Origin of the sequence: Plesiomonas sp. PI-19 (genome assembly GCF_021368255.1) — a bacterium.
Lineage (GTDB): Bacteria > Pseudomonadota > Gammaproteobacteria > Enterobacterales > CAMTGL01 > Plesiomonas > Plesiomonas shigelloides.
Genome location: NZ_JAJNMQ010000001.1, coordinates 3,273,780 through 3,296,918, shown reverse-complemented (window position 1 = coordinate 3,296,918; position 23,139 = coordinate 3,273,780). Strand labels below are relative to the sequence as shown.

The 23,139-nt window shown below is 53.4% G+C and carries 25 protein-coding genes; 14 read left to right on the top strand and 11 right to left on the bottom strand.

Annotation, left to right across the window (positions count from 1 at the left end):
* Positions 1-52 precede the first annotated feature (52 nt).
* The gene (locus LQ901_RS14635; RefSeq protein ID WP_152109725.1) at positions 53-1,012 is read right to left on the bottom strand and encodes a polysaccharide deacetylase family protein; all 960 of its coding nucleotides are present in this window, start codon (positions 1,010-1,012) and stop codon (positions 53-55) included.
* Between the two features lie 156 nt (positions 1,013-1,168).
* Between LQ901_RS14635 and rfaQ the strand changes: the two genes are divergently transcribed.
* Genes rfaQ through LQ901_RS14620 form a run of 3 tightly spaced genes read left to right on the top strand, consistent with a single transcriptional unit; the run spans position 1,169 to position 4,486 of the window.
* Positions 1,169-2,269 (top strand): putative lipopolysaccharide heptosyltransferase III, encoded by a 1,101-nt coding sequence (gene rfaQ / locus LQ901_RS14630; protein WP_233672365.1) that lies wholly within the window; start codon positions 1,169-1,171, stop codon positions 2,267-2,269.
* Complete coding sequence (locus LQ901_RS14625; RefSeq protein ID WP_233672364.1) at positions 2,262-3,392, top strand: glycosyltransferase family 4 protein; 1,131 nt, start codon at positions 2,262-2,264, stop codon at positions 3,390-3,392. The genes rfaQ and LQ901_RS14625 overlap by 8 nt, the downstream gene beginning before the upstream one ends.
* Positions 3,389-4,486: a glycosyltransferase gene (locus tag LQ901_RS14620; protein ID WP_233672363.1), complete on the top strand. Its 1,098-nt coding sequence runs from the start codon at positions 3,389-3,391 to the stop codon at positions 4,484-4,486. Before LQ901_RS14625 ends, LQ901_RS14620 begins: the two co-directional genes overlap by 4 nt.
* Before the next feature lie 125 nt (positions 4,487-4,611).
* Here LQ901_RS14620 and LQ901_RS14615 read toward each other — a convergent pair whose 3' ends face one another.
* Positions 4,612-5,376, bottom strand: coding sequence for a glycosyltransferase family 2 protein (locus LQ901_RS14615; protein WP_233672362.1), 765 nt, complete (start codon positions 5,374-5,376; stop codon positions 4,612-4,614).
* A 196-nt stretch (positions 5,377-5,572) separates the two neighbouring features.
* Here LQ901_RS14615 and waaA point away from each other — a divergent pair, with 196 nt between their 5' ends.
* Positions 5,573-6,850 (top strand): lipid IV(A) 3-deoxy-D-manno-octulosonic acid transferase, encoded by a 1,278-nt coding sequence (gene waaA / locus LQ901_RS14610; protein ID WP_233672361.1) that lies wholly within the window; start codon positions 5,573-5,575, stop codon positions 6,848-6,850.
* Positions 6,851-6,853: 3 nt separating this feature from the next.
* Positions 6,854-7,339: a pantetheine-phosphate adenylyltransferase gene (gene coaD / locus LQ901_RS14605; RefSeq protein ID WP_010864914.1), complete on the top strand. Its 486-nt coding sequence runs from the start codon at positions 6,854-6,856 to the stop codon at positions 7,337-7,339.
* A 176-nt stretch (positions 7,340-7,515) separates the two neighbouring features.
* On the opposite strand, the gene mutM is transcribed toward coaD, so the two are convergent.
* The 5 genes from mutM to radC form a co-directional block, all read right to left on the bottom strand.
* Positions 7,516-8,403 carry a bifunctional DNA-formamidopyrimidine glycosylase/DNA-(apurinic or apyrimidinic site) lyase gene (gene mutM / locus LQ901_RS14600; RefSeq protein ID WP_233672360.1) on the bottom strand — a complete coding sequence of 296 codons (888 nt, stop codon included), beginning with the start codon at positions 8,401-8,403 and terminating at the stop codon, positions 7,516-7,518.
* A gap of 190 nt (positions 8,404-8,593) precedes the next feature.
* Positions 8,594-8,761 carry a 50S ribosomal protein L33 gene (gene rpmG, locus LQ901_RS14595; RefSeq protein WP_010864916.1) on the bottom strand — a complete coding sequence of 56 codons (168 nt, stop codon included), beginning with the start codon at positions 8,759-8,761 and terminating at the stop codon, positions 8,594-8,596.
* A gap of 11 nt (positions 8,762-8,772) precedes the next feature.
* Positions 8,773-9,009, bottom strand: coding sequence for a 50S ribosomal protein L28 (gene rpmB, locus LQ901_RS14590; RefSeq protein WP_010864917.1), 237 nt, complete (start codon positions 9,007-9,009; stop codon positions 8,773-8,775).
* 161 nt (positions 9,010-9,170) lie between these two features.
* Entirely contained in the window at positions 9,171-10,022 is an 852-nt protein-coding gene (locus LQ901_RS14585; RefSeq protein ID WP_152135670.1) for a glycosyltransferase family A protein, read from the bottom strand.
* A 35-nt stretch (positions 10,023-10,057) separates the two neighbouring features.
* A complete protein-coding gene (gene radC, locus LQ901_RS14580) occupies positions 10,058-10,741 on the bottom strand; it encodes a DNA repair protein RadC (protein ID WP_010864919.1) in 684 nt (227 codons plus the stop codon).
* Between the two features lie 282 nt (positions 10,742-11,023).
* On the opposite strand from radC, the gene coaBC reads away from it, so the two are divergent.
* The 6 genes from coaBC (at position 11,024) to LQ901_RS14550 (ending at position 15,574) form a co-directional block, all read left to right on the top strand.
* Positions 11,024-12,247 carry a bifunctional phosphopantothenoylcysteine decarboxylase/phosphopantothenate--cysteine ligase CoaBC gene (gene coaBC, locus LQ901_RS14575; RefSeq protein ID WP_152135671.1) on the top strand — a complete coding sequence of 408 codons (1,224 nt, stop codon included), beginning with the start codon at positions 11,024-11,026 and terminating at the stop codon, positions 12,245-12,247.
* Positions 12,244-12,699, top strand: a complete 456-nt coding sequence (dut, locus tag LQ901_RS14570; protein WP_152135672.1) for a dUTP diphosphatase — start codon at positions 12,244-12,246, stop codon at positions 12,697-12,699. Before coaBC ends, dut begins: the two co-directional genes overlap by 4 nt.
* A gap of 96 nt (positions 12,700-12,795) precedes the next feature.
* On the top strand, positions 12,796-13,386 hold the full coding sequence (gene slmA, locus LQ901_RS14565; RefSeq protein WP_010864922.1) for a nucleoid occlusion factor SlmA: 591 nt from the start codon (positions 12,796-12,798) through the stop codon (positions 13,384-13,386).
* A 365-nt stretch (positions 13,387-13,751) separates the two neighbouring features.
* Positions 13,752-14,135 carry a fluoride efflux transporter CrcB gene (gene crcB / locus LQ901_RS14560; RefSeq protein ID WP_152135673.1) on the top strand — a complete coding sequence of 128 codons (384 nt, stop codon included), beginning with the start codon at positions 13,752-13,754 and terminating at the stop codon, positions 14,133-14,135.
* Between the two features lie 15 nt (positions 14,136-14,150).
* Positions 14,151-14,549: a CrcB family protein gene (locus tag LQ901_RS14555; protein WP_152135674.1), complete on the top strand. Its 399-nt coding sequence runs from the start codon at positions 14,151-14,153 to the stop codon at positions 14,547-14,549.
* Positions 14,550-14,629: 80 nt separating this feature from the next.
* Positions 14,630-15,574: an urea transporter gene (locus LQ901_RS14550; RefSeq protein ID WP_178088315.1), complete on the top strand. Its 945-nt coding sequence runs from the start codon at positions 14,630-14,632 to the stop codon at positions 15,572-15,574.
* A gap of 259 nt (positions 15,575-15,833) precedes the next feature.
* Here LQ901_RS14550 and pyrE read toward each other — a convergent pair whose 3' ends face one another.
* On the bottom strand, positions 15,834-16,487 hold the full coding sequence (pyrE, locus tag LQ901_RS14545; RefSeq protein ID WP_047708917.1) for an orotate phosphoribosyltransferase: 654 nt from the start codon (positions 16,485-16,487) through the stop codon (positions 15,834-15,836).
* Between the two features lie 246 nt (positions 16,488-16,733).
* Positions 16,734-17,450, bottom strand: a complete 717-nt coding sequence (rph, locus tag LQ901_RS14540) for a ribonuclease PH (RefSeq protein WP_039046090.1) — start codon at positions 17,448-17,450, stop codon at positions 16,734-16,736.
* Between the two features lie 166 nt (positions 17,451-17,616).
* On the opposite strand from rph, the gene LQ901_RS14535 reads away from it, so the two are divergent.
* Both LQ901_RS14535 and LQ901_RS14530 read left to right on the top strand, forming a co-directional pair.
* Complete coding sequence (locus LQ901_RS14535) at positions 17,617-18,480, top strand: YicC/YloC family endoribonuclease (RefSeq protein ID WP_010864928.1); 864 nt, start codon at positions 17,617-17,619, stop codon at positions 18,478-18,480.
* Positions 18,481-19,064: 584 nt separating this feature from the next.
* Complete coding sequence (locus LQ901_RS14530; RefSeq protein ID WP_152135676.1) at positions 19,065-19,268, top strand: hypothetical protein; 204 nt, start codon at positions 19,065-19,067, stop codon at positions 19,266-19,268.
* A gap of 169 nt (positions 19,269-19,437) precedes the next feature.
* Here the strand turns inward: LQ901_RS14530 and LQ901_RS14525 are convergent, their stop codons facing one another.
* The gene (locus LQ901_RS14525; RefSeq protein WP_039046092.1) at positions 19,438-20,310 is read right to left on the bottom strand and encodes a LysR family transcriptional regulator; all 873 of its coding nucleotides are present in this window, start codon (positions 20,308-20,310) and stop codon (positions 19,438-19,440) included.
* A 134-nt stretch (positions 20,311-20,444) separates the two neighbouring features.
* Between LQ901_RS14525 and LQ901_RS14520 the strand changes: the two genes are divergently transcribed.
* A complete protein-coding gene (locus LQ901_RS14520; RefSeq protein WP_082935571.1) occupies positions 20,445-21,521 on the top strand; it encodes an NAD(P)H-quinone oxidoreductase in 1,077 nt (358 codons plus the stop codon).
* Positions 21,522-21,625: 104 nt separating this feature from the next.
* Here LQ901_RS14520 and LQ901_RS14515 read toward each other — a convergent pair whose 3' ends face one another.
* The gene (locus tag LQ901_RS14515) at positions 21,626-23,077 is read right to left on the bottom strand and encodes a glycoside hydrolase family 1 protein (protein WP_064978303.1); all 1,452 of its coding nucleotides are present in this window, start codon (positions 23,075-23,077) and stop codon (positions 21,626-21,628) included.
* Between the last annotated feature and the right edge of the window lie 62 nt (positions 23,078-23,139).

Genomic DNA, 23,139 nt, shown 5'->3' with positions numbered 1-23,139 from the left:
CTTATCTTGCCGCAGACAATTAAGATAGCGCGACCATGCCTAAAACTGCCCGTTAACGGGCAGTTTTATATTGGTAATATTCCGCCAGCGTGGCACCTTGGGTGCGCTGTGCAAGCCAAGCAAAGGTCTCTTCCAGATCGCGATACAACTGCTCGATATCCTGCTTGGTTTTGAACGTTGGGCTACCTCCAGGCATAAACTCGGAAGAGTGCAGCATAAACTCCACGTAATCACTGCCTTGGCTAAGGTATTTTTTCGCCACCCGCTGCATCTCGGCGCTATTACCACCGCGCGGCCTCACCCAGCTGACCGATGGCGCACGTCGTTTACCACGTAAACGATCATATCCACCTTTCAGTACGTTATACCAGCTAGGATGCTTCAAGCAGGTGCTCATCGGCACTTCCAGCAAACGCGAATCACCGGCTCGTTCAATGTGGGTTAAATCCATGAAGTAAGCATGTGCGGGGAAATGGCGGTAATCAGTCCCCCCTTGCCCATGCGGATTGCCTTTCGCCCCACGCCAATCGACATGTGGTGTGACGGAACAATCCACTTGATAACCGTACTCCACCAACAACTGCGCATAGAAGCTATTAAACGCCCAACGGCCGGCGCGGTGACTCAGCATCTTGGTCTGGAAGTTATCTTCCAAGAGCTTGGTCATCACATCGACCTTGGCGCGCATCACATCTTGCGGATATTCAATCAAATACGGTTTATGTACCAGATCATCTCGGGTCAATGGCTGCAACGGCGGGTTGTTCCAAGCATGCAGGTGCATCCCGACCTCACCTTGACCCCGGCGGATCACATCACGGGCAAACTCAACATAGGCCGGATCCGAGGCCATTTCATAGTTTGTCAGATAGACCGGCTTGAACCCGTACTTTTCACACAACGCCTGAAAGCGTGGCAAGTAGTGGGTATTTTTGGTCGTGATCTGCTGGCTGTTCTGCCATAAATTATCCCCTTCGGTATCGATGGTGATAATAAAAAAAGGTTTGTTCATTCGAATGCTCGCAGGAGTAAGCGCGGACCGTACCGCCGTATAACTGGTTATATGGTATAGTAAGCCACAATAGTGACCAACGAGCCAACGCCTGTTGCCTCGCATACAAAGCGTTAGTTTACGCTTTTTTGTCATGTCTCACAGTGATGATTTTGCATGCCTAACTCAGCACACACGACCGAATCTGCACGCCAAGCTCATACTAACTCTATTGAGCGGATCTTGGTGATCAAACTGCGCCACCATGGCGATATGCTACTGCTGACGCCGGTCATCAACACCTTGCACGACAATTATCCGTCTGCACAAATAGATGTACTGCTGTATAGCGAAACCCAGCCAATGCTGGCACAACATCCGGCCATTCATGCGTTGCGAGTCATTGATCGGCAATGGAAAAAATTGGGGGTTCGTCGACAACTGGCGGAAGAGTTCGCGTTGCTGCGCCAAGTGCGCCGTCAACGCTACGATTTGGTGCTTAATCTAGCCGATCAATGGCGCAGTGCCATACTGACCGCCGTTACCGGTGCGCCGCAGCGAATTGGCCTCGATCTGCCTAAACGTCGTGGCTGGCTGTGGTCACACTGCCACACCACTTTGATTGATTGCCAGCCACTGCAGCAGATGCACACCGTGGAGCAAAATCTGGCTATCTTGGCCCCACTACAACTGCCCACACAGAACGCACAAGTCACCATGGCGTATGCGCCTACCGATAGTGCCAAGGTTGTCGAACGCTGCCACGCCTTAGGGATTGATAAGCCGTATGTGGTGATCCAGCCTTCTGCACGCTGGTTTTTTAAATGTTGGCAAAATGCTCGCTTTGCCGAAGTCATCGATGCGCTCCAGCAAGATGGTTATGCTGTTATTTTAACCAGTGGTCCTGATGCCCGTGAACAGCAGATGGTGCAGGAGATCCAAGCCCTGTGCCGACAGGGGCAGCCTTATAGCCTCTCCGGCCAACTGACCTTACCTCAGCTCGCCGCCCTAATTGACCGCGCCGCGCTGTTTATCGGTGTTGATTCCGTGCCAATGCACATGGCCGCGGCGCTACAAACGCCGCTGATCGCCCTATTTGGACCGACTAAACTACACTTTTGGCGTCCGTGGCAAGCCAAGGGGAAAGTCTTCTGGGCCGGAGATTACGGCACCTTGCCAGATCCGGACAGCATTGATACCCATACCGAACAACGTTATCTGGATCTGATCCCCAGTCAAGATGTGATCCAGGCAGCCAGAGAGCTTTTACATGGATAATTTCCGCCTTGCCCTCGTCCGGCAAAAATACCGTCCTGATGGCGGCGCTGAACGCTTTGTGGCACGCGCCCTGACCGCGTTATCGGGACAAAACATCGAACTCAATGTGATCACCCGCCAGTGGAATGATGCCGTCAATCCTAACTGGCACATTCACATCTGCAATCCCCCAAAATGGGGCCGGATCAGCCGCGAACGTGGATTTGCCCATGCTGCGCGGGCGCTATGGACACAGCAAGGCTTTGATTTGGTGCAAAGCCATGAGCGCATTCCCGGTTGTGGCTTATACCGAGCAGGCGATGGCGTCCATCGTCGCTACTTAGAACAGCGTTGTCGTACCCTGCCCGGCTGGCGCGGCAAACTGCTGTACGCCGACCCCTATCATCGCTATGTGTTGCAGGCCGAGCGCGAGATGTTCACCGCTCCAGAGCTGCAAGCGGTGATTTGTAATGCCGAAATGGTCAAACGAGAAATTATGGCCGATTTTGGGGTGGCGGATGAAAAAATCCACGTAATTTACAACGGCATTGATAGTACGCGCTTCGTGCCCGCCACCGAGCTACAACGCCAACAAGCCTTAGCCCACTTAGGGCTGCCAAGTAAGCCTAGCTATTTAATTTATGTCGGCTCCGGCTTTGAGCGCAAAGGGCTCGCTACCGCTATCGCCGCGCTACAAGGCAGCCAACGGCATCTTTTGGTGATTGGTAAGGACAAAGCTGAACAACGTTACCGCGCCCTCGCGCGCAGCTTGGGCCTTGAGCATCAAGTTCACTTTTTCGGTATGCAGCGCGATGTCTTAGCTTTTTACCACGCAGCCGATGCATTGTTACTGCCGACACGCTATGACCCGTTCCCTAACGTGATCCTCGAGGCGATGGCCTGCGGTTTACCGGTCATCACCAGCACACATTGTGGTGGCGCCGAATTTATTCAAAACGGCCAACAGGGTTTTGTGACCGATGCGTTGGATACCGCCGCGATTCAAGAAGCCATCAGCCAATTACCGCCGCGAGCGCTCGGCTCAAACATGGGTGAGGCCGCACGCCAGCAAATACTGGATTGTTCACCACAAAAGATGTCCGAAAAGCTGATCAACTTGTACCGAGAGCTGCTACATAAATGAGCCAGAATATTCTGTTTATTATTGATGGATTACCGGGGGGCGGCGCCGAACGTGTGGTGCTGACCTTAGCCGAAGGCATGTTGGCTCAAGGGCATAAAGTGACGCTGATTTCCCTGCGCGATGTGTGTCACTACTCTCTTCCTGTAGGCCTTAACTATCAGGTCGTGGCAGATCAGGCTCGCGGCCCACTACACAAACTCGGTGAATTACGCCGCCGCGCCAAACGGCTAGATCATGCCATTACCCAGCTACAAGCGGATTTGGGGTACTTTGATCGCGTATTTTCCAACTTGCCGAAAACTGACCGAATTGTATCTCTTTGTCATAGTCTACAACCGCAACAGCTATGGTTCTGCATCCATAGCATGCTTTCTCTGTCTTATCTGGCACACAAGCAAGGCTTCGCCCGTTGGTGGAAGCGGTGGCGCATGGCCAGAACCTATCAACATAAGCAGTTAATCGCCGTCTCCCAAGCAGTGCTGGATGACTTATGCCAAGAGTTTGCGGTGGTACCGGCCGCGCAAAAAGTGATCTACAACCCGTTTGACTTCGACAGCATCCGCCAGCATGCCGCCGCGCCTTGTCCACTGGATGGCGAAGATTTCTTGCTGCATGTCGGCCGTTTGCACCCACAAAAACGCCACGACCGACTGCTCGACGCTTATGCCCAAAGTGGTTTATCACAACCGCTGGTGTTATTGGGCAACGGCAGTGACGAGGCCGTTCAAGCCATCAACCAACAAGCCGAGCAATTAGGTATTCGCGAAAAAGTACGCTATCTGGGCTTTCAAGATAATCCATACCGCTACCTGCGCGCCGCACGCGCCTTAGTGCTAAGTTCCGATTGTGAAGGGTTTGGCAACGTGCTGGTTGAAGCGCTCGCCTGCCAGACGCAAGTGATCAGCTCACCTTGCCCAGGCGGGCCAAAGGAGATTTTAGTCGGTGACTTACAGCGCGGCCTGGCCAGCGACATGTCCGCCGCGGCATTGGCTAACGCGATGCGAGAAATAGTGGCGCATCCGGTAGACTTATCCACGGTAGATCTTAGCCGGTTCACTCGCACGCAAGCGTGTGAGCAATATTTAGCGTGCTAAAGGTACAAAAACCGGCGTTGAATTTTTTCTAATTTCTCATAAAAAACGGGGAGCATCCGTCTATGCTCCCCGTTTTTTTACACTATGAATACGCCATGAAGATGGACAAAAAGACTGCCGCTATCTTATCTGTTCGTCTGTTGCTCGGTTTGCTGTAATTCCCACGCTACGGCATATTTGAGGTATGAACTCACCGCTTTGGCTTTGGCGATAGAAAAACCATCTAACCCCGCTAAGAAACCGCGCTTAATCACGTATAAACGGATGAACGTCCACCCCCCGTGTACCACCGGCTGCCAGCCTTGTACCCGCTTACCACGCTCCGCCAGCGTACGTCCTTGCCAGTGACCGTATTTGACACAACGGGCAAACATATCCTGATAATCGGCATACGAATAATGGATTACGTGCTGATCAATCTTGCGCGTGTTACGCGCCATAATGCGCGTGTGAGTAAATACCGGGGAAAAATCAGTACGGGTGCGGTTAAAAATACGGCAAATATAATCAGGATATTGACCCGCATATGGCGTTGTCCGTTGCCCAATATAGTTCTTACGGCGGTTTTCTATCGCATCTACACCCAGCGCAGACACATCGGTGCTCTGCAGATAGGCCACGAGATCACCATCTAAACGTTCATCGGCATCCAGATTTATCACCCAATCATGCTGACAAAACGGCAAGCCATGGCTACGCTGTGGTCCATCACCGAGAAACGGCACGCTGGTCACCACGGTCGCACCGGCGGCCCGCGCTAATTCACAGGTGCGGTCCTGACTGCCGGAGTCCACCACCACGATGTCATCACACACCTGCTGCAACGAGGCCAAGCAGGCCTGAATATTTTTTTCTTCGTTAAAGGTGATGACCAATCCGCTGAATTTCATGGTGTTCCTGTCTTTTATTACTTATCTATACTGGCGTATCGTTATGTTATCTCACGTACGTTACGCACACCCACTCGTACCCATGATACGCAGGCACCGGAGGTTGAGGCATAAATCACGCCTTCCCAGTGGCTTATTGTACCTTATAATTGATCACCCTGATATTTTTACCCCGGTCACCAACAACAGGTACTCCATGCTCCGATTTTGCTATTCCTTGCTGCTCTATGTGCTCCAGCCGCTGATTGGATTGCGTCTGTGGTGGCGTGGTCGCCGAGCACCGGCGTACCGCCGCCGCTGGACCGAGCGCTATGCCCTGTACCGAACTCCGGTATCACAACACGGCATTATTTTGCATTCGGTATCGGTCGGCGAAACACTGGCCGCAGTCCCTTTAGTTCGAGTGCTGCAGCAGCGTTACCCACAATTACCGATCACAGTCACCACCATGACGCCGACCGGCTCAGAGCGCGCCCGCGCAGCATTCGGTGACAGCGTGCAGCACCTGTACCTGCCGTATGATTTACCGGATGCCATGCACCGTTTTTATCGTCATCTACAACCTAAATTAGTCGTCGTGATGGAAACCGAGCTGTGGCCAAATATGATTTGGCATGCCCACCGACGCGGGATCCCGTTAGTGATTGCCAATGCACGGCTGTCTGCACGTTCGGCCCGAGGTTACGGAAAAATCCGGCGCTTTATGGCGCAATTATTACCCAGAATTGCCCATGTCGCCGCACAAACACCTGCCGATGGTGAGCGCTTTATCGCGCTCGGTCTGCCCGCAGCGCAACTAACCGTAACCGGCAGCATCAAGTTTGATATCAGCGTCACTGCGGAGCAACAAAACGCCGCCTCCACGCTACGAGCACAATGGGCGGCGCAGCGCCCCGTATGGATTGCCGCCAGCACCCATGACGGCGAAGAAAGCGCGATCTTGCAAGCCCATCAAGCACTGCTTGCTGCATTTCCAGATCTGCTGCTCATTTTAGTCCCCCGTCATCCCGAGCGCTTTACTGCCGTGCATGAATTAGTAAGTAAGTACCAACTTTCAAGTGTCACGCGCAGCAGCCAAGCGCCGGTCATGGCGACAACGCAAGTAGTGGTAGGTGATACCATGGGCGAAATGATGGTGCTGTATGGCGTGGCTGATCTGGCCTTTGTCGGCGGAAGCCTGATTGAACGCGGCGGACATAACCCGCTCGAACCCGCCGCCTATGGCTTACCGGTCTTAATGGGGCCGCATACCTTCAACTTTGCGCAAATTTGTCAGCAATTGGAAGAAGCCGGCGGCTTAACACGCGTCAGTGATGCGCGTAGCTTACAGCAAGCCGTCACCGAGCGTTTGCAACAGCCTGAACTGGCTGCCCGCCAAGGTAAGCAAGCACTCACCTTCATGCAGCAAAATCAAGGTGCGCTGTCGCGACTATTAACTCTATTGGATACCGCTTTGTCTGGTAGCGAGAAATAAATGATGAGTGTGAACGTTATCTATCCCGGCACTTTTGATCCGGTCACCAATGGCCATCTGGATTTAATTCAACGCGCCAGCCGCTTGTTTGGTCATGTCACCGTGGCCGTAGCGGCCAGCCCGAGCAAGCAACCGTTATTTACGCTGGATGAGCGGGTTGAACTCCTGCGCCAGTCTGTAGCCGCACTCCCCAATGTGACGGTTATCGGCTTTAAAGGCTTGCTGGTCGATTTGGCCAAAGCGCAGCACGCAACGGTGCTACTGCGTGGCGTGCGCGGCGTCACCGACTTTGATTACGAGCATCAATTGGCCAATATGAACCGCCGTTTGATGCCCGAGTTGGAAACCGTTTTTCTCACACCAAGCGAACAGTGGTCGTTTATCTCTTCCACTCTGGTGCGTGAAATCGCCTTACACGGCGGCGATGTCAGCGAATTTGTACCGGCGGCCGTCCTTGATGTTCTGCGCCATAAACAAACTTACCGCTAAGCCGTCTCGATACTCGAACACCTGCACGTTAAATCCACGACGACCTCACAACGGCGGAGCATGACTGGCTCCGCCGCGTGCCCGCTATGTCTGAGCGCCACCTGACGTTAACATGACCGATAAACTCGCTCACACGAGCTACGCGGTCACTTATCCGTAAAGACGTTCTCTGTAGATCATTTTGCTGTCGATGCTTTAGTGACCGGCGCTTTCGTTACAGGCGCTTGCACCGGTTTCGGCTGACAATGTGGACAATAAAAACTGTTGCGCTGGCCGATCCGCATGCTTTCAATTGGGGTACCACACACGCGGCAGGGTTCACCCGCGCGGCCATACACTTGTAAGGTTTGCGCAAAATAACCGGGGCGACCATCGGGCTGAGTAAAATCACGCAGCGTCGTGCCACCTTGTTCAATCGAGTGCGTCAGCACGGATTTGATAACGCCCACCAACTGTTCACATTGCGCCAACGTCAGCGAATGCGCCGGTAACATGGGATGCAAACGGCATTGAAACAGGGCCTCATTGGCGTAGATATTACCCACACCAACCACCACCAGATTGTCCATCAACCACGCCTTCAGTGCAGTACGCCGTTTACGGCTACGTTGATACAAATACTCGGCATTAAATTCCGGACTCAGCGGCTCTGGCCCCAATTTAGCCAATAATGCATGTGAAAGCGGCGTCTCACTCCACAACCAGCACCCAAAACGGCGCGGATCGTTATACCGCAATACCCGCCCATTGCTCAGTTGTACATCCACATGATCATGCAACGCCGGCGGCGTACCGGCCGGCACCACACGTAAACTGCCCGACATGCCCAAGTGGATAATGATCCATCCGACCGCCTGCAAGGTGGCTGGCTGACTGATTTGCAACAGCAGATATTTGGCTCGCCGCTCCACTGCCGTCACGCACAGGCCAGACAACTCCATGATCTCAGGAGCCACCGGCCAGCGTAATTTCGGCTGCCGCACCACCACCTGTACAATGGTTTGCTGTAAAACATGCGGCAAAATGCCGCGGCGGCTAGTTTCGACTTCCGGCAACTCTGGCATCACAACGATCCTTTTTCACGCGACCACTTATCATCCAAGGTATGGATAACATAGGTGCAAACAACATGCGCCCTATCTTAGCAAACCCATCATAAAGCGCACGCCACACGCAAATGTTCCCCGTAGGCCAAATCGCAGACATAAAAAAACCCAGCCGAAGCTGGGTTTTTGACAAGTCAGAGAAGAAAAATTATTTAATTTTTGCTTCTTTGTACACTACGTGCTGACGAACAACTGGATCGAACTTTTTCAGTTCCAGTTTTTCAGGCATAGTGCGCTTGTTTTTAGTAGTGGTGTAATAGTGACCAGTGTTGGCAGAAGACACCAACTTGATCTTTTCACGAATACCTTTAGCCATGAGTCAGCTCCTTACACTTTCTCACCGCGGGCACGCAGTTCAGCAAGAACAGCTTCAATACCCTTTTTGTCGATGATACGCATACCCTTGGTGGAAACACGCAGGGATACGAAACGTTTCTCGCTTTCTACCCAAAAGCGATGAGTGTGCAGGTTCGGCAGGAAGCGACGACGAGTCGCATTCATCGCGTGAGAGCGGTTATTACCGACTGCCGGACGCTTGCCAGTTACTTGGCATACTCGGGACATGTCAATTCTCCAAAAATCAAATCAGCTCGAGCGTCGTTAGGTTAAGGCTACCTCGTCAGGCAACGTGCCTTACCCGTGATTCTCAAAGGTCGGGGATTGTACAAGATATCTTGCCATTGCTCAAGAGGCAGTCACCCTCAGGATCAAGAAAGGATCTGCCGTTAACGGGCAAGATACCCCGACAAGTATCTAAACCACCAAAGATGCTTCCACAATTTGTGGGATGGCTTTACTGGGGCTGGGCGTAAGAATACCGCTTTCACGTGCCAAGTAAAATTTAAAAACAGTCGACTGTGGCCAAATTCCCGTCCGTGTTGCTCAATTTCCTGCTTTTTACGCGCATCCACCGGCGTATTGTAGACCAAACTGCGGTTCAAACTGTGGTAGGAGGTCTTGCGGTTTAATTTTTGCCGCTCAAAACAGCGATACCGCGCCGGCAAATAACGTTGCCGCGAGCCGTGGTGCTTTTGAAACTTCACGAAGCGGTAATCTTCCGCCCCATAGTGACCGGCAAAATCTTCGTCATAGCCAAAAAAACGCATGAAGCGTGCGCGTGACATGTAAAATAAATTAGAGTGGCCGGTCTGCCGCTGACCCTGCTCATCGGTTCGGTATACTTTAAAAAAGCTGCGCCCCGGATGACGACGGTACGCCATATAATGCAGTGTTTCAGGTGGGAAAATATGGTCTAAATCAGACAGTACAATCCGATCGGACTTCGCATAGGTGACCCCCAGATTGCGGGCACCGGCCTGATTCCACTGGATATCTTCATTGATACGCAGCCAAGTGATGTTCAGATTCAGCTGCGGGATCTCGTATTCAACCGGTGAACCATCATCCACAATCACAAATTCAATCACATCCAGCAAGGCCGGATCATACTGCTCATAATGGCGCAGTAGCTCGGTAACCGAGTCAATATTGGTTTGGTTGCAGTAAAAGTGCGTGATATATGACAGACGAATATGAGATTTATCATATGGATGTGGCTGATGCTGATTATCAATCATGCAATTTTCCATGCTCTTTTTATTATTAATTTACGCTAAATCCACCCCCGCTCCGCAAACGAAACGGTTTCACCGGTGCCAACCACCACATGATCGAGCACCCGGATCTCCACCAATGCACAGGCATCTTGAATCTGACGCGTAATTTGCCGATCAGCTCGACTGGGCTCAGCAACGCCAGAGGGATGGTTATGCGCCAAAATCAGTGCCGCCGCATTACATGCCAGTGCCGCTTTGATTATTTCACGGGGATGCACGGTGGCGCTATTAAATGTTCCGGCAAATAACTCCTCTTTTTTGATCACCCGATGCTGATTATCCAAAAACAGGACCAAAAAAATTTCGCGCTCACGGCTGCTTAAGCAACTTTGCAGATACTGCTGAGTGTCTTGCGGGCTACTCAAGGCACTGTCGCGCTGCAACTTCTCGGCCAAATAGCGGCGTGACATTTCGATGCTAGCCTGCAGCTGCACATATTTGGCTTCACCTAAGCCGTGCTGGCGACAAAACGTCAGCTGGTCTGCCGCCAGTAAAGCGCGCAGCGAACCAAAATCGCGTAGCAGACGCCGCGCCAGTTCGACCGCGTTACAACCTTGAATACCGGTGCGCAGGAAAATAGCCAAGAGCTCGGCATCGCTCAGCGCACCGACGCCCTGTTGTAATAATTTCTCCCGTGGTCGCTCGGCCATCGGCAATGCTTTTAATGGAACATGCGTCATCTGTGGCATTCCCTGCATCGGTGAAAATACGCGTCTTGACGATATACGGTTAATACTGGCCGTAATCGGTCGCTGATAGGTTGTAGAAGATCTCGACTGCGTGTGCGATCGGCGCGGCAAAAAGCTGCGAGACTGACCGCAACTTGCGCCCAGAGAGCCGCCCACGTACGCGGCTTCACGGCGCAAGCCCGGTGGGCGAAGCGCAAACACCGACGGATGTGGTAAAGTGTGCCGCATTGAGTCAACGTGATGTAGCCAATTTGCCAGAGGCGGAAATCGGCCATGAGTGCATTAACCAATAAACGAGTCCTGCTCGGGATCAGCGGCGGGATTGCGGCGTACAAATGTGTGGAGCTGGTACGCCGTCTGCGTGAGCAAGGCGCAGAAGTGCGGGTGGTGATGACCGCCGCCGCCAAAGCTTTTATTACCCCACTGACCTTACAAGCCGTCAGCGGACATCCTGTGGCTGACGACCTGCTAGATCCGGCTGCCGAGTCCTCCATGGGGCATATCCAGCTGGCCAAATGGGCCGATCTAGTGTTGCTGGCACCGGCCACCGCCGATCTGATGGCGCGCATGGCGGCGGGTATGGGAAATGACCTGCTAACGACCTTGTGTCTGGCCACCAGCTCGCCACTGGCGATTGCACCGGCCATGAATCAGCAGATGTATCAAGCGCAGGTCACCCAAGAAAATATCGCCAAACTGGCCGCTCGTGGTGCGCTGATTTGGGGGCCAGCCGAAGGGGCGCAAGCCTGTGGTGATGTCGGCCCAGGCCGCATGTTAGAGCCGGCCGAGCTGTGCCAACGTGTGAGCCAGCATTTTGCCCAGCAGCAAGATTTAGCCGGCATCGCGGTGCTGATCACCGCCGGCCCAACTCGCGAAGCGCTCGACCCGGTGCGTTTTATCAGCAATCACAGCTCTGGCAAGATGGGGTATGCGATTGCCGCCGCCGCCGCCGCACGTGGCGCGACGGTCACGTTGGTCAGCGGACCGGTCAATTTGCCAACCCCAGCCGGGGTTAAGCGCATTGATGTGGAAAGCGCGTTGCAAATGCAAAGCGCGGTGATGACCGAAGTCACACATCACCAGATTTTTATTGCCTGCGCTGCCGTGGCCGATTATCGTGCCGCCTGCGTCGCGCCGGAAAAGATCAAAAAAGCCGGTGACGAAATCAGCCTGACGCTGGTCAAAAATCCTGACATTGTGGCCGGCGTTGGTGCAATGACCACCCAGCGCCCCTTTGTGGTGGGGTTTGCGGCTGAAACCCAGAATGTGGAACAATATGCGCGCGACAAGCTCGCCCGCAAGAATCTGGATCTGATCTGTGCCAATGACGTATCCCTACCGGGACAAGGCTTTAACGCCGATCAGAACGCCCTGCATCTATTCTGGAAAGACGGGCAACACTCACTGGCGCTGGACAGCAAGGCCGCTCTCGGCCAGCAACTGATGGACAACATCGTCCGGCTCTACCGGCATACAGCAAATAATACGCTCTCATGAAAAAAATAGACCTGAAAATTCTCGACTCTCGCATCGGTAACCAATTTCCGCTGCCGTCTTACGCCACTGAAGGCTCTGCGGGTCTGGACCTGCGTGCCTGTCTGGATGATGCCATTACGCTGGAGCCTGGCAACACCGTGCTGGTGCCCACCGGTCTGGCGATTCACATCGGTGACCCGTCATTAGCCGCCGTGATCCTGCCGCGCTCTGGCCTTGGCCATAAGCATGGTGTGGTGCTCGGCAATCTGGTCGGTCTGATTGACTCCGATTATCAAGGGCAGCTGATGGTATCGGTGTGGAACCGTGGCCAGCAGACCTTTGTGATTGAACCGGGTGAACGTCTGGCACAGCTGGTGTTCGTGCCGGTGGTGCAGGCCGAATTCAATCTGGTCACCGATTTTGCCGAGAGTGAACGTGGTGCGGGTGGCTTTGGCCATACCGGTCGTCAGTAACACTGACACCACCGTACCCGGCCTTACCCTGGTGCTTTGATTTTCAGCCATCTGAGGCCCATCAGATGGCTTTTGGTCTTAAGGGAACCGCGATTAATGGCAGGAAATAATAAGAAAAACCGTCGAGAAGAGATCCTTCAGGCGCTGGCCCAAATGCTGGAGTCCAGTGAAGGGTCACAACGGATCACCACCGCGCGCCTTGCGGCGACGGTCGGGGTTTCGGAAGCGGCGCTTTACCGGCATTTTCCGAGTAAAGCCCGGATGTTTGAGGGGCTGATCGAGTTTATTGAAGAGAGCCTGATGTCGCGGATCAACCTGATCCTGACAGATGAAAAAGACACCCTGCTGCGCCTGCGCTTAATCGTTCAGCTGCTGCTAGGCTTTGCCGAGAAAAACCCGGGGCTGACCCGTATTTTGACCGGTCATGCCCTCATGTTTGAACAAGACCGGCTGCAAAACCGGATCAATCAACTGTTTGAGCGCATTGAAACCCAGCTGCGTCAGGTGATGCGCGAGCGTAAACTGCGCGAGGGCAAAGGCTTTGCTCAAGACGAAGGTCTGCTGGCTAGCCAGTTACTGGCGTTTTGTGAAGGTCTGATGTCACGCTTTGTTCGCTCGGAGTTTCGCTATCTGCCCACGCAAGATTTCGACATTCGCTGGCAACTACTGACCGCGGAGCTCGGCTAAGTCCACGCTACGCGCCTGCGCGAACCTCTGCACCGGCGGCCTCCCGCCGGTCACGTCTCCCTGCGAGATACGTACACGCCTTCCAGGCTACCTATCTACCGCACCCGCCTCTCTGCCACTGTTGTTGGTGTCTTATCCTCGACTGACGAGCTATTTTCCCCCACATCCATGCTTAGGCTCTCAATTTTGCGCACGAGGTTTGCCGCGCGTTGTATTTGATTACTAATTTTAATAAACGGATACAGGTTTCACGTCGCTATCGCCGCCGCCACACCAAATAATACTCAGATTATTCTTGGGCATCTGTGTCAGCGGTCTGTACATGCTGTTTCTCGCCTGTATGCCATCACTTCGAGGAGCATTTCGTGACTGCATTCGACATGATGTGGGTCGGCTTAGGCGGCGGCCTCGGCGCGTTATTGCGCTACGTGTTTAGCGTGCAAATTAAACGCCGCTACCAGGGGATCTTTCCGCTAGCCACTTTCACCATCAATATTTTTGGTGCCTTTGTGATTGGGTTTCTCAGCGTGTTATTTGGCGTTGATTGGGTTTCGCGTATTGGTACGCCAGTGAATGCGGCCATCATTACCGGTTTTTTGGGCGGTTACACCACTTTCAGCAGTATGCAGCTGGAAGCCTCACACCTGATTCAAAATAACAAAACGCTGCTGGCATTGACCTATTTAACGGCCTCCACCGCACTGGGTATGGCTGCCGCCGCGCTGGGTGCTTGGCTGGCGATGCCATAAGAGGGAAACGCAACCATGATTAATCTGGTGATCCTGATTTTTGTCGGTGGCGCGTTCGGTGCCATGTGCCGCGAATTTTTTATGCTGGGGTTTCCGACCCACGCCGGTGATTTCCCATTGGCGATTTTCCTTGCCAATGTGCTGGCCTCATTCTTACTCGGTTTGTCCACCGGCAGTCGTCAGCGCCTGCGGATCCACGAACATGTGCACCTGCTAGTCGGCACTGGCATCATGGGCGGGATGTCCACCTTCTCCAGCTTTGTCTATGCCGCGGTGACCTTGGTGCAAAATTCGGCCACTTTTCGCACGGCCCTGTGCTATATCGCGGCCAGTTTGCTGGCCGGATTAGCTGCCGCCGGCATTGGCACCTTACTCGGACAACGGCTCACTCAAGGCGACGAGCAAGAGCCGTAACATCACCGTGATCGACAGTTATGGTGGCGCAAAGCTGGTCTTTGCGCCTTTTTTTGGTCAACACCCAACATGTGAGCATCATGTTCAATCAGTTTCTTCGTACCCTACTGCGCGGTGCTGGACAGGTCTTTTTTGCCGGCAATGCCATCACTGGCGCCTTTTTCTTACTCGCCATTGCCTTTGCGGCGCTGCAAAACGGCACCCCTTATACTCTCCTTGGCGCGATCGTTGGCCTCACGGTATCTACCTTGATGGCTACCCGTTTGCACTTGGACGATAACGACATCGCGCAAGGGTTGCACGGCTTTAACGGTATCTTGGTTGGGATCACGGTGACCACCTTTTTCATCCCGTCACCACTCATGTGGGTGCTGCTGATCTCCGGCGCGATGCTTTGCCCGATAGCCGAATGTGCAATTAAACAATCGGTCACCCGCAGCTGGGGCGTGCCCGGCTCTACCTTGCCGTTTGTGCTGATTAGCTGGATGCTGTTGCTGGCCGGTTATAACCTCTCGGGGGTGCATCTGCATGTGTTATCCGCCGCGGTGCAGCATCCCGATGAAAGCCATGTCACTCTGTTGATGCTGTTTCAGGCCAGTATCCGTAACATTGCCCAAGTCTTTTTGCTCAACAATACTGTCAGTGGCGTGCTGATTTTAATTGGCTTGGCGTGGCGCTCACGGGCGATGGCGCTGACGACGCTGGGCGGAGCGATTTTGGCCACCACCGTGGCACGCCTGTTTGGTGCCGATACCTATTCGATTTTGACCGGCCTGTACGGCTTTTCGCCGGTACTAAGTGCGCTGGCCATTGGCCGCGTCTTTTATCTGCGTTCGCCAGTGCGCTTATGGTTAGCCATCTTCGCCACCTTAGTGACGGTACTGGTGCAAGCGGCGCTCAATCGCCTGTTCACCCCATTAGGGCTGCCCACCTTCACCGCGGCTTATCTGCTGACCTTGGCGATTTTTATGTTGGCGCGCCCCGCTCTGCAACCGCCATCAACCGTGGCGAATACCTCTGACTAATGCATCAAAATAAGGCACTAGCATCAACGGTACTGCGCGAAGGCTTCGCCTAAACCATGGCGTCCCCGCCTTCACGCCAGCCGTAATAAAAAAAGCAGCCCATCGGCTGCCTTTTTTATTTTATACCCTTCCTACTTGAAGCTGCAGCGGTGTTGGCTACGTTCGTTCACCCCAATCACATAGTTTGCCTATGCTCATGGGGATTCACTCACTTGCCGCCTACCTGCAACTTCACGTTGTTTGGGTATACATACGTGAGTTACACACCATATTCTGCGCGATAAGCCCGCACCGCATCCAGATGGGGGGCTAACTCTGGCTGGCTGGCCACTTGCTCTTCGAGGTAGCTAATCAGATCGTTTAGGGTAATGATGGCAATCACCTGACAGCCATAATCACGCTCTACTTCCTGAATCGCTGACAACTCGCCTTGGCCGCGCTCCATACGGTTCAACGCGATCATCACCCCAGCCAGCGACGCCTGATTAGCGGCAATGATTTCCATCGATTCACGGATCGCGGTACCGGCGGTGATCACATCATCCACCAGCATGACGCGGCCTTGCAGCGCACTACCGACCAGATTGCCGCCTTCACCGTGGGTTTTGGCCTCTTTGCGGTTAAAGCAATACGGCACATCGCGATCGTAGTGATCGGCCAGCGCCACGGCGGTGGTGGTGGCAATCGGAATGCCCTTGTACGCCGGGCCAAACAGCAAATCAAACTCGACGCCTGATTCATTCAACGCTGCCGCATAAAAGCGCCCCAGCTGCGCTAAATCACGACCGGTGTTAAACAGCCCAGCGTTGAAGAAGTACGGGCTCTTGCGACCGGACTTGAGGGTAAACTCACCAAAACGCAGTACCTGCTTGCGCAGGGCAAATTCAATAAACTCACGCTGATAGGCTTTCATGCTCTTTCCTTGTTACCGGTTACGATGTTGATGTGATGCTCGGCCACAGCCGCCTGTCGGCGCTGCGCCTGAATAATTCATTACAAAAGCAATAGTTCATTTCAAAAACAGCTGTCGCGCTGTTTGCTAGCTCTAACGCGGCACATCGGCCATAGCCCCGATATACCAGAGCTCGATTTATCAGGCCGTTATTTATCAGACATAGCAACAGGCGAAAAAAAAGCGGCTATCAAGCCGCTTTTCTTATTATTCGCTGAGCGCCGCTTTCTGCGCGGCGATAATGTCAGCAATGCCAGCCTTGGCCAGCGCCAGCAAGCTGAGCAACTCCTCATGGGAGAATGGCTCGCCCTCGGCGGTGCCTTGTACTTCAATCATGCGGCCATCTTCCATCATCACCACATTCATATCCGTTTCGGCGGCGGAGTCTTCCACGTACTCCAGATCGCACAGTGCTTCGCCATCCACGATGCCCACTGACACCGCAGCCACCATCCCTTTCATTGGATTGGCTTTCAGTGCGCCTTTAGCCACCAGCGCGTTCAGCGCATCGGCCAGGGCCACACAAGCACCGGAAATCGAGGCGGTACGGGTACCACCGTCGGCTTGGATCACATCGCAATCCAGAGTGATGGTGTATTCACCGAGCGCGGTCAGGTCTACCGCCGCACGCAACGCACGCGCAATCAGACGCTGAATTTCCATGGTACGGCCGCTTTGCTTGCCTTTGGCCGCTTCGCGCTGGTTACGGGTGTGAGTCGAGCGTGGCAGCATGCCGTACTCAGCAGTAACCCAGCCCTGTCCTTTGCCTTTGAGGAAACGAGGGACGCCTTCTTCCACGGTCGCGGTGCACAGCACTTTCGTTTCACCGAACTCCACCAGCACCGAACCTTCGGCATGTTTGGTGAAATTGCGGGTCAGGGTAATCGGTCGAACCTGCGAAGCCAGTCGGTTTGCCGGGCGCATCGCGTCCTCCTTAATCGGGAATCAGGTATCAGGGGAAATCGTTTGACCGCGCATTATACGGATTTGTGGCGCCGATGCCTAATCCCGCGCGGAGATTGGCACTGACGCCTTAGAGCCACTGGGTTATAATCGCCTGACATTCATTTTGATGACGAGATACACGCGCATGATCCGTAGTATGACAGCCTTCGCTCGCAACGAAGTTAAAGGCGACTGGGGCACCGCCGCCTGGGAGATCCGTTCCGTAAACCAGCGCTATCTGGAAACTTACCTGCGCCTGCCGGAGCAGTTTCGTTCTCTGGAGCCGGTACTGCGTGAGCGTATCCGTCAGCGTTTGACCCGCGGGAAAGTAGAGTGCGCGTTGCGCTTTGATGCCAACCCAGCCGCGCAAAGCACCCTGACCATTAATGAAGAGCTGGCGCGTCAGCTGATGGCCGCCGCAAAGTGGGTACAGCAAACCAGTGGTGAAGGCACCATCAATCCTCTGGAAGTGCTGCGCTGGCCGGGTGTTATGGCCGCCGCCGAACAAGATTTGGATGCGATTTCGGCCGCCCTGATGGCCGGCTTTGAACAAGCAATGGATGAGTTCGTGGCCGCCCGTGAACGTGAAGGTAGCGCACTCAAAGCACTGATTGAGCAGCGTCTGGATGGCGTCAGCGCCCAAGTGGCAATTGTGCGTAGTCATATGCCGGATGTGCTGCAGTGGCAGCGTGAGCGTCTGCAAAGCAAGATGGAAGATGCGCAAGTGCAGGCCGACAACAACCGTCTGGAGCAAGAGCTGGTACTGCTGGCCCAGCGTCTGGATGTGGCCGAAGAGCTCGACCGCCTCGAAGCGCACGTGAAAGAAACCCGCGCGATTTTGAAAAAGAACGAAGCCGTGGGCCGTCGTCTGGACTTCATGATGCAAGAGTTCAACCGCGAAGCAAATACCTTGGGCTCAAAATCCATCAATGCTGAAATCACCGGTTGCAGCGTCGAGCTGAAAGTGCTGATTGAGCAGATGCGTGAGCAAATTCAGAATATCGAATAAGCCAAGCTGTTTTGATATACCCAAAAAAAGCGCCAGTAAGGGCGCTTTTTTATTTCCCGTAAGACAACCTATTCATAATTGCCCCCATTCATAATCCCCCCAAATAGTGCGCCGATAAAACGCAATAAACGTGAGCAAAAATCGACACTAAAATCTAAGCCAAAATCGCATTTTGACCGCCCGTTTTTTAAAACATTCCCACCCGAGAACATTAATTTTTCTGGCCTCATTCTGCCGGCTATTGAGTTGTAAATTTTGCCGCTACGCCGGAAACACCTTTAATGCAGCAGCACTGCATAGCCCCAGCTTGATAAATAAAGCACTTGGTAAAAAGCGTGAGCTAATTAGGCTATTCATCCTGCATAAATCCGAAAATGCGAGTCGTTATCAGTCAAATATCGACATGCAGGGTTACAGTCCGACATCAATATTCGCGTGCAGCTAAGCAACCGAGCGCATACATTCTCGCCGTTGCCAACACCGAGCGATCGCCGTGTTCGCAACCTCGCAAGAAGACGTAAAAGCAAGAAGACGTAAGAAGAGCAGTTTTATTTAACAATAATATTTCGCATAAGGCTTCAAAGATGAAAAAGATTTACTTAACCGCCGTTGCCGCCGTATTTGGTCTGTCTTCCGCCATGAGCTTTGCCGCCACTGGCTCAGAGAAAATGCCAGAAAAAGCGCCAGCCCATACGACGCATCACAGCGCGGTGGTAAAACACCACAAAACCGCCACGCATAAAAAAGTGCATCAAGCCAAACTGAATACCGTCGCGGCCAAAAAATAAGCCTCGTGGCTCACGGGATAATTTGACGCCCTGACTTCTTGTTGATGGCACACACACTAAGAACGTTAATAAGGCGACTCTCATCATTATTACTATCATGTAGTGATGCCATGTAGAGTCACCTTTTAACTGCACTAAGCGCCTCATTAAATACAAACCATGACGGCGTTTAGAACATAGCCGCAAATGATACTTCAATGGCCTTAATGACCGCCCGAACCCGCGCGGCATGCTGCACATCACGATGCATCACTAACCACACCTCATAAGGCTTTTGTAACTGTCTTTCTGGCCAAACACGCACCAAACCGACTTGCTCAGCCAGCGGTACCGCAATTTCACCTAGCCCCAATCCCGTCATCAGCGCGTGACGCAGCATTAAGCTGGTGTTAACGCCAGCGGCAATTTTCGCCCCATCCGCCGGTTCATCAAGCATCGTTAGTGCGCGAGAGTTCTGCCAATGTGGCTCGTAAACCACCAGCGAATGGCCAGCAAAACCATTGCCTTGCTCAGGCATTCCTTGACGGGCTAAATACTCGGCCGAGGCATACAAACCTATCGGCCAAGAGGCCAGTTTACGAATGATCAGATCGGGATTGGTTGGTTTCACCGAGCGGATTGCAATATCAGCCTCACGCAAGGTCAGATTGGCCACCTGTGTCGAAGTATTGAGGATCACCCTGATATCTGGATGATGCCGATGTAACTCACGCAGTGCAGGCAGTAAAAAATCGATACCGAGCGTATCGGTGGTCGCAACATTCACCTCCCCCACCAATCGGTTATCCACCCCTTGAGCGGCTCGGACAAAATCCATAGCCGCCAACTCCATCTGCTCGGCACTGGCTAATACCGTCTCTCCCACAGGGGTCAACACATAGCCTTGCGAGGTGCGCAAAAACAATGTGGCCGCCAATCCATGCTCCATCGCCGCAATACGCCGACCTATCGTCGCTTGATCAACCCCCACGACACGCGCCGCAGCGCGCAAACTCCTTTCACGATATAGCGCCAAAAAAATCTTGGCATCATCCCAATTCATTACATCTCCTCGTCAAGATGCATTTTTGCATTATCGGTTAGGGCTAATACTGCGTTTATTCATCGGTAGTTTCTACTATCGTCGTCTACCAACGAGATCCCGTTACCGCGGTCGAATTACTATCGGAGCCCACTATGTACCCACAATCGCATCCACAATCTTTTACTCTTCCCGCCACGATGTACGCCGTAGAAATTACCCAGCCGGGCGGACCTGATGTCTTGCAATTAACCACTCGCCCGACACCACAGCCCAAAAGTGATGAAGTGTTGATTCGCCATTATGCTGCGGGGATCAATGGTCCTGATGCTATGCAACGCAAAGGGTTGTATCCGGCACCGGCCGGCGTCACCGATATTCCAGGATTAGAGGTATCTGGGATCATCGTGGCCAAAGGTGATCGCGTCTCTCATCTCAATATCGGAGATAAGGTCGCGGCGCTGATCCCAGGCGGTGGATATGCACAATACAGTGTTGCCCACGAAAGCAATACGATGCCGCTTCCTGCTGGAATGAGCTTTGTCGATGCCGCCGCATTACCTGAAACATTGATGACCGTATGGACCAATATGTTTGAACGGGGTCAATTTAAACCCGGTGATACCATTTTGATTCATGGTGGTGCGTCAGGCATTGGCACTACAGCGACCATGCTCGCTAAAGCTTTTGGTGCGGCCAAAATCATTACCACGGTGGGTTCACCGGAAAACAGAGATGCCAGCCTAAAGCTCGGTGCCGATGTCGCCATACTTTATAAAGAAGAGGACTTCGTTGAGGCCGTACTCCATGCCACTGATGGCCATGGGGCCGACATCATTCTCGATATTATTGGAGGTGATTATGTTGCGCGTAACTATGCCGCTGCCGCCATGCATGGGCGTATCATCCAAATCGGCATCGTAGCGGGCGCCGCTCGCCAACTCGATCTGTTCCCGTTACTGCAAAAAAGGCTTACCCATACAGGTTCAACGCTGCGCTCTCGTACTCCACAAGAAAAAGCGGCACTGATTGCGCAATTAAAACAACACGTATGGCCACTGCTCGAAAGTGGACAAGTTAAACCACAAATTTATCAGACCTTCCCTCTGCATGAGGCGGCGGCCGCGCATCAATTGCTCGACTCAGGGCGTCATTTTGGCAAGATCGTCTTCGACTTTGGATCTCTTACAGATCACACGTCACTACCGTGCACCGATAAAGCCATATGCTAAAAAAAGCCCCGCCGGGTGGCGGGGAAAAATAGCCTGTTGAATCAGGCCACATACTCATTGGTAGAGATCATGCTCATGGGCCGACTGCGCTGCGTGAATAGGGGTCACTCAACACGGTCATGTAATGCTGCGCCCGCGGATTGGATCACCTTCTGATACCAGAAGAAGCTGTCTTTACGGATCCGGCGCAAGGTGCGTGGCGACTGCTCATCCCGATCCACATACACGAAGCCGTAGCGTTTTTGATATCCATTGAGCCAACTCAAAATGTCGGTAAATGACCAAGCGCAGTAGCCAAGTAGCTGCACGCCATCTTGCATCGCTTGCTGACAAGCCAGCAGGTGACTGCGCAAGTAATCGATGCGGTAGTCATCGTGGATCTTGTCATCCGCTTCCAGCTTATCGAACTCACCCAGACCGTTTTCGGTGATCATCATCGGCAAGTGATAGCGCGAGGCCAAACGGCGCAGCGCAATGCGCAGACCGGTCGGATCGATGGCCCAATCCCAGTTACTGGTCTCCAGATGTGGGTTCGGCGTGGTGCGATACAGCCCCGGCACACCGCTAGATGGCGTGGTACCTTTGCGCCCAGTGTTATTGATGCGCTGCAGCGTCTGCCCATCGAGCGGGTTATCGGTATAGGTCAGGGTATAGTAGTAATTGACCCCGATATAATCCGGCTTACCTTCGGCCAATAGCTCTAAATCACCCGGTAAAATCTGCGGCGCCTCACCGCGCTCACGCAGCCACGCCAACGAAGCCTGTGGATAGCGGCCATAGCAATACGCATCCAGCCACCAGTAGTTAGTCATCTCTTCAGCGTTTTCATAAGCCAGAATATCTGCTGGCGCCGCCGAGGCCGGATAGGCCGGCGAATAGGCAAAGCTAGGGCCTATCAAACCGTTCGGCACATGCTGGCGAAACGCTTTGATCACGGAGGCATTGGCTAAAAACGCAATATGGTTGGCGGCAAAGAAGCGTTTCCTATCTTGCACCGCTGGCGGATGGGTTCCCAGCAAGTAGGCATTAGTCAGATTAAAATTCTGCTCATTGAGCGATACCCAATATTTCACCTTGTTGGCAAAGCGGCGGTACAGCGTTACGCAATAGTGCTCAAAATCGGCAATGATGCGCCGATCTTCCCAGCCACCGTATTCATCTTGCAGCGCTTGCGGCAGATCCCAGTGATATAAGGTCAGCACCGGCTCAATGCCGTGCGCCAGCAGCGCATCAATCAGGCGCTCATAAAATGCTAAACCGGCTTCATTCACCGCACCGCGCCCGGTCGGGAAAATGCGTGGCCAGCTGACCGAGAAACGGTAGGCTTTCAGGCCCATTTCGGCCATCAGCGCCACATCTTCTTCCATGCGATGATAGTGATCGACCGCCACATCGCCATTACTGCCTTGAAACGTGGTGCCGGGAATTTTGGTGAACAGATCCCAGACCGATGGCCCTTTGCCATCTTCATTCCACGCCCCTTCCACTTGATAGGCGGCGGAGGCGGCGCCCCACAGAAAATCGGTGGCAAACGGCTGCAGGTGAGAGTGATGCATTCAAAAGCTCCTTGTCACAGTGCGGTCACAGTACAGATCGTGCTTGGCAATAAGCATCGCCC

Excerpts from the sequence above, each read along its gene's own strand:
- LQ901_RS14635 (WP_152109725.1), bottom strand. The coding sequence starts at position 1,012 with ATGAACAAACCTTTTTTTATTATCACCATCGATACCGAAGGGGATAAT.
- rfaQ (WP_233672365.1), top strand. The coding sequence starts at position 1,169 with ATGCCTAACTCAGCACACACGACCGAATCTGCACGCCAAGCTCATACT.
- LQ901_RS14625 (WP_233672364.1), top strand. The coding sequence starts at position 2,262 with ATGGATAATTTCCGCCTTGCCCTCGTCCGGCAAAAATACCGTCCTGAT.
- LQ901_RS14620 (WP_233672363.1), top strand. The coding sequence starts at position 3,389 with ATGAGCCAGAATATTCTGTTTATTATTGATGGATTACCGGGGGGCGGC.
- LQ901_RS14615 (WP_233672362.1), bottom strand. The coding sequence starts at position 5,376 with ATGAAATTCAGCGGATTGGTCATCACCTTTAACGAAGAAAAAAATATT.
- waaA (WP_233672361.1), top strand. The coding sequence starts at position 5,573 with ATGCTCCGATTTTGCTATTCCTTGCTGCTCTATGTGCTCCAGCCGCTG.
- coaD (WP_010864914.1), top strand. The coding sequence starts at position 6,854 with ATGAGTGTGAACGTTATCTATCCCGGCACTTTTGATCCGGTCACCAAT.
- mutM (WP_233672360.1), bottom strand. The coding sequence starts at position 8,403 with ATGCCAGAGTTGCCGGAAGTCGAAACTAGCCGCCGCGGCATTTTGCCG.
- rpmG (WP_010864916.1), bottom strand. The coding sequence starts at position 8,761 with ATGGCTAAAGGTATTCGTGAAAAGATCAAGTTGGTGTCTTCTGCCAAC.
- rpmB (WP_010864917.1), bottom strand. The coding sequence starts at position 9,009 with ATGTCCCGAGTATGCCAAGTAACTGGCAAGCGTCCGGCAGTCGGTAAT.
- LQ901_RS14585 (WP_152135670.1), bottom strand. The coding sequence starts at position 10,022 with ATGATTGATAATCAGCATCAGCCACATCCATATGATAAATCTCATATT.
- radC (WP_010864919.1), bottom strand. The coding sequence starts at position 10,741 with ATGACGCATGTTCCATTAAAAGCATTGCCGATGGCCGAGCGACCACGG.
- coaBC (WP_152135671.1), top strand. The coding sequence starts at position 11,024 with ATGAGTGCATTAACCAATAAACGAGTCCTGCTCGGGATCAGCGGCGGG.
- dut (WP_152135672.1), top strand. The coding sequence starts at position 12,244 with ATGAAAAAAATAGACCTGAAAATTCTCGACTCTCGCATCGGTAACCAA.
- slmA (WP_010864922.1), top strand. The coding sequence starts at position 12,796 with ATGGCAGGAAATAATAAGAAAAACCGTCGAGAAGAGATCCTTCAGGCG.
- LQ901_RS14555 (WP_152135674.1), top strand. The coding sequence starts at position 14,151 with ATGATTAATCTGGTGATCCTGATTTTTGTCGGTGGCGCGTTCGGTGCC.
- LQ901_RS14550 (WP_178088315.1), top strand. The coding sequence starts at position 14,630 with ATGTTCAATCAGTTTCTTCGTACCCTACTGCGCGGTGCTGGACAGGTC.
- pyrE (WP_047708917.1), bottom strand. The coding sequence starts at position 16,487 with ATGAAAGCCTATCAGCGTGAGTTTATTGAATTTGCCCTGCGCAAGCAG.
- rph (WP_039046090.1), bottom strand. The coding sequence starts at position 17,450 with ATGCGCCCGGCAAACCGACTGGCTTCGCAGGTTCGACCGATTACCCTG.
- LQ901_RS14535 (WP_010864928.1), top strand. The coding sequence starts at position 17,617 with ATGATCCGTAGTATGACAGCCTTCGCTCGCAACGAAGTTAAAGGCGAC.
- LQ901_RS14530 (WP_152135676.1), top strand. The coding sequence starts at position 19,065 with ATGAAAAAGATTTACTTAACCGCCGTTGCCGCCGTATTTGGTCTGTCT.
- LQ901_RS14525 (WP_039046092.1), bottom strand. The coding sequence starts at position 20,310 with ATGAATTGGGATGATGCCAAGATTTTTTTGGCGCTATATCGTGAAAGG.
- LQ901_RS14520 (WP_082935571.1), top strand. The coding sequence starts at position 20,445 with ATGTACCCACAATCGCATCCACAATCTTTTACTCTTCCCGCCACGATG.
- LQ901_RS14515 (WP_064978303.1), bottom strand. The coding sequence starts at position 23,077 with ATGCATCACTCTCACCTGCAGCCGTTTGCCACCGATTTTCTGTGGGGC.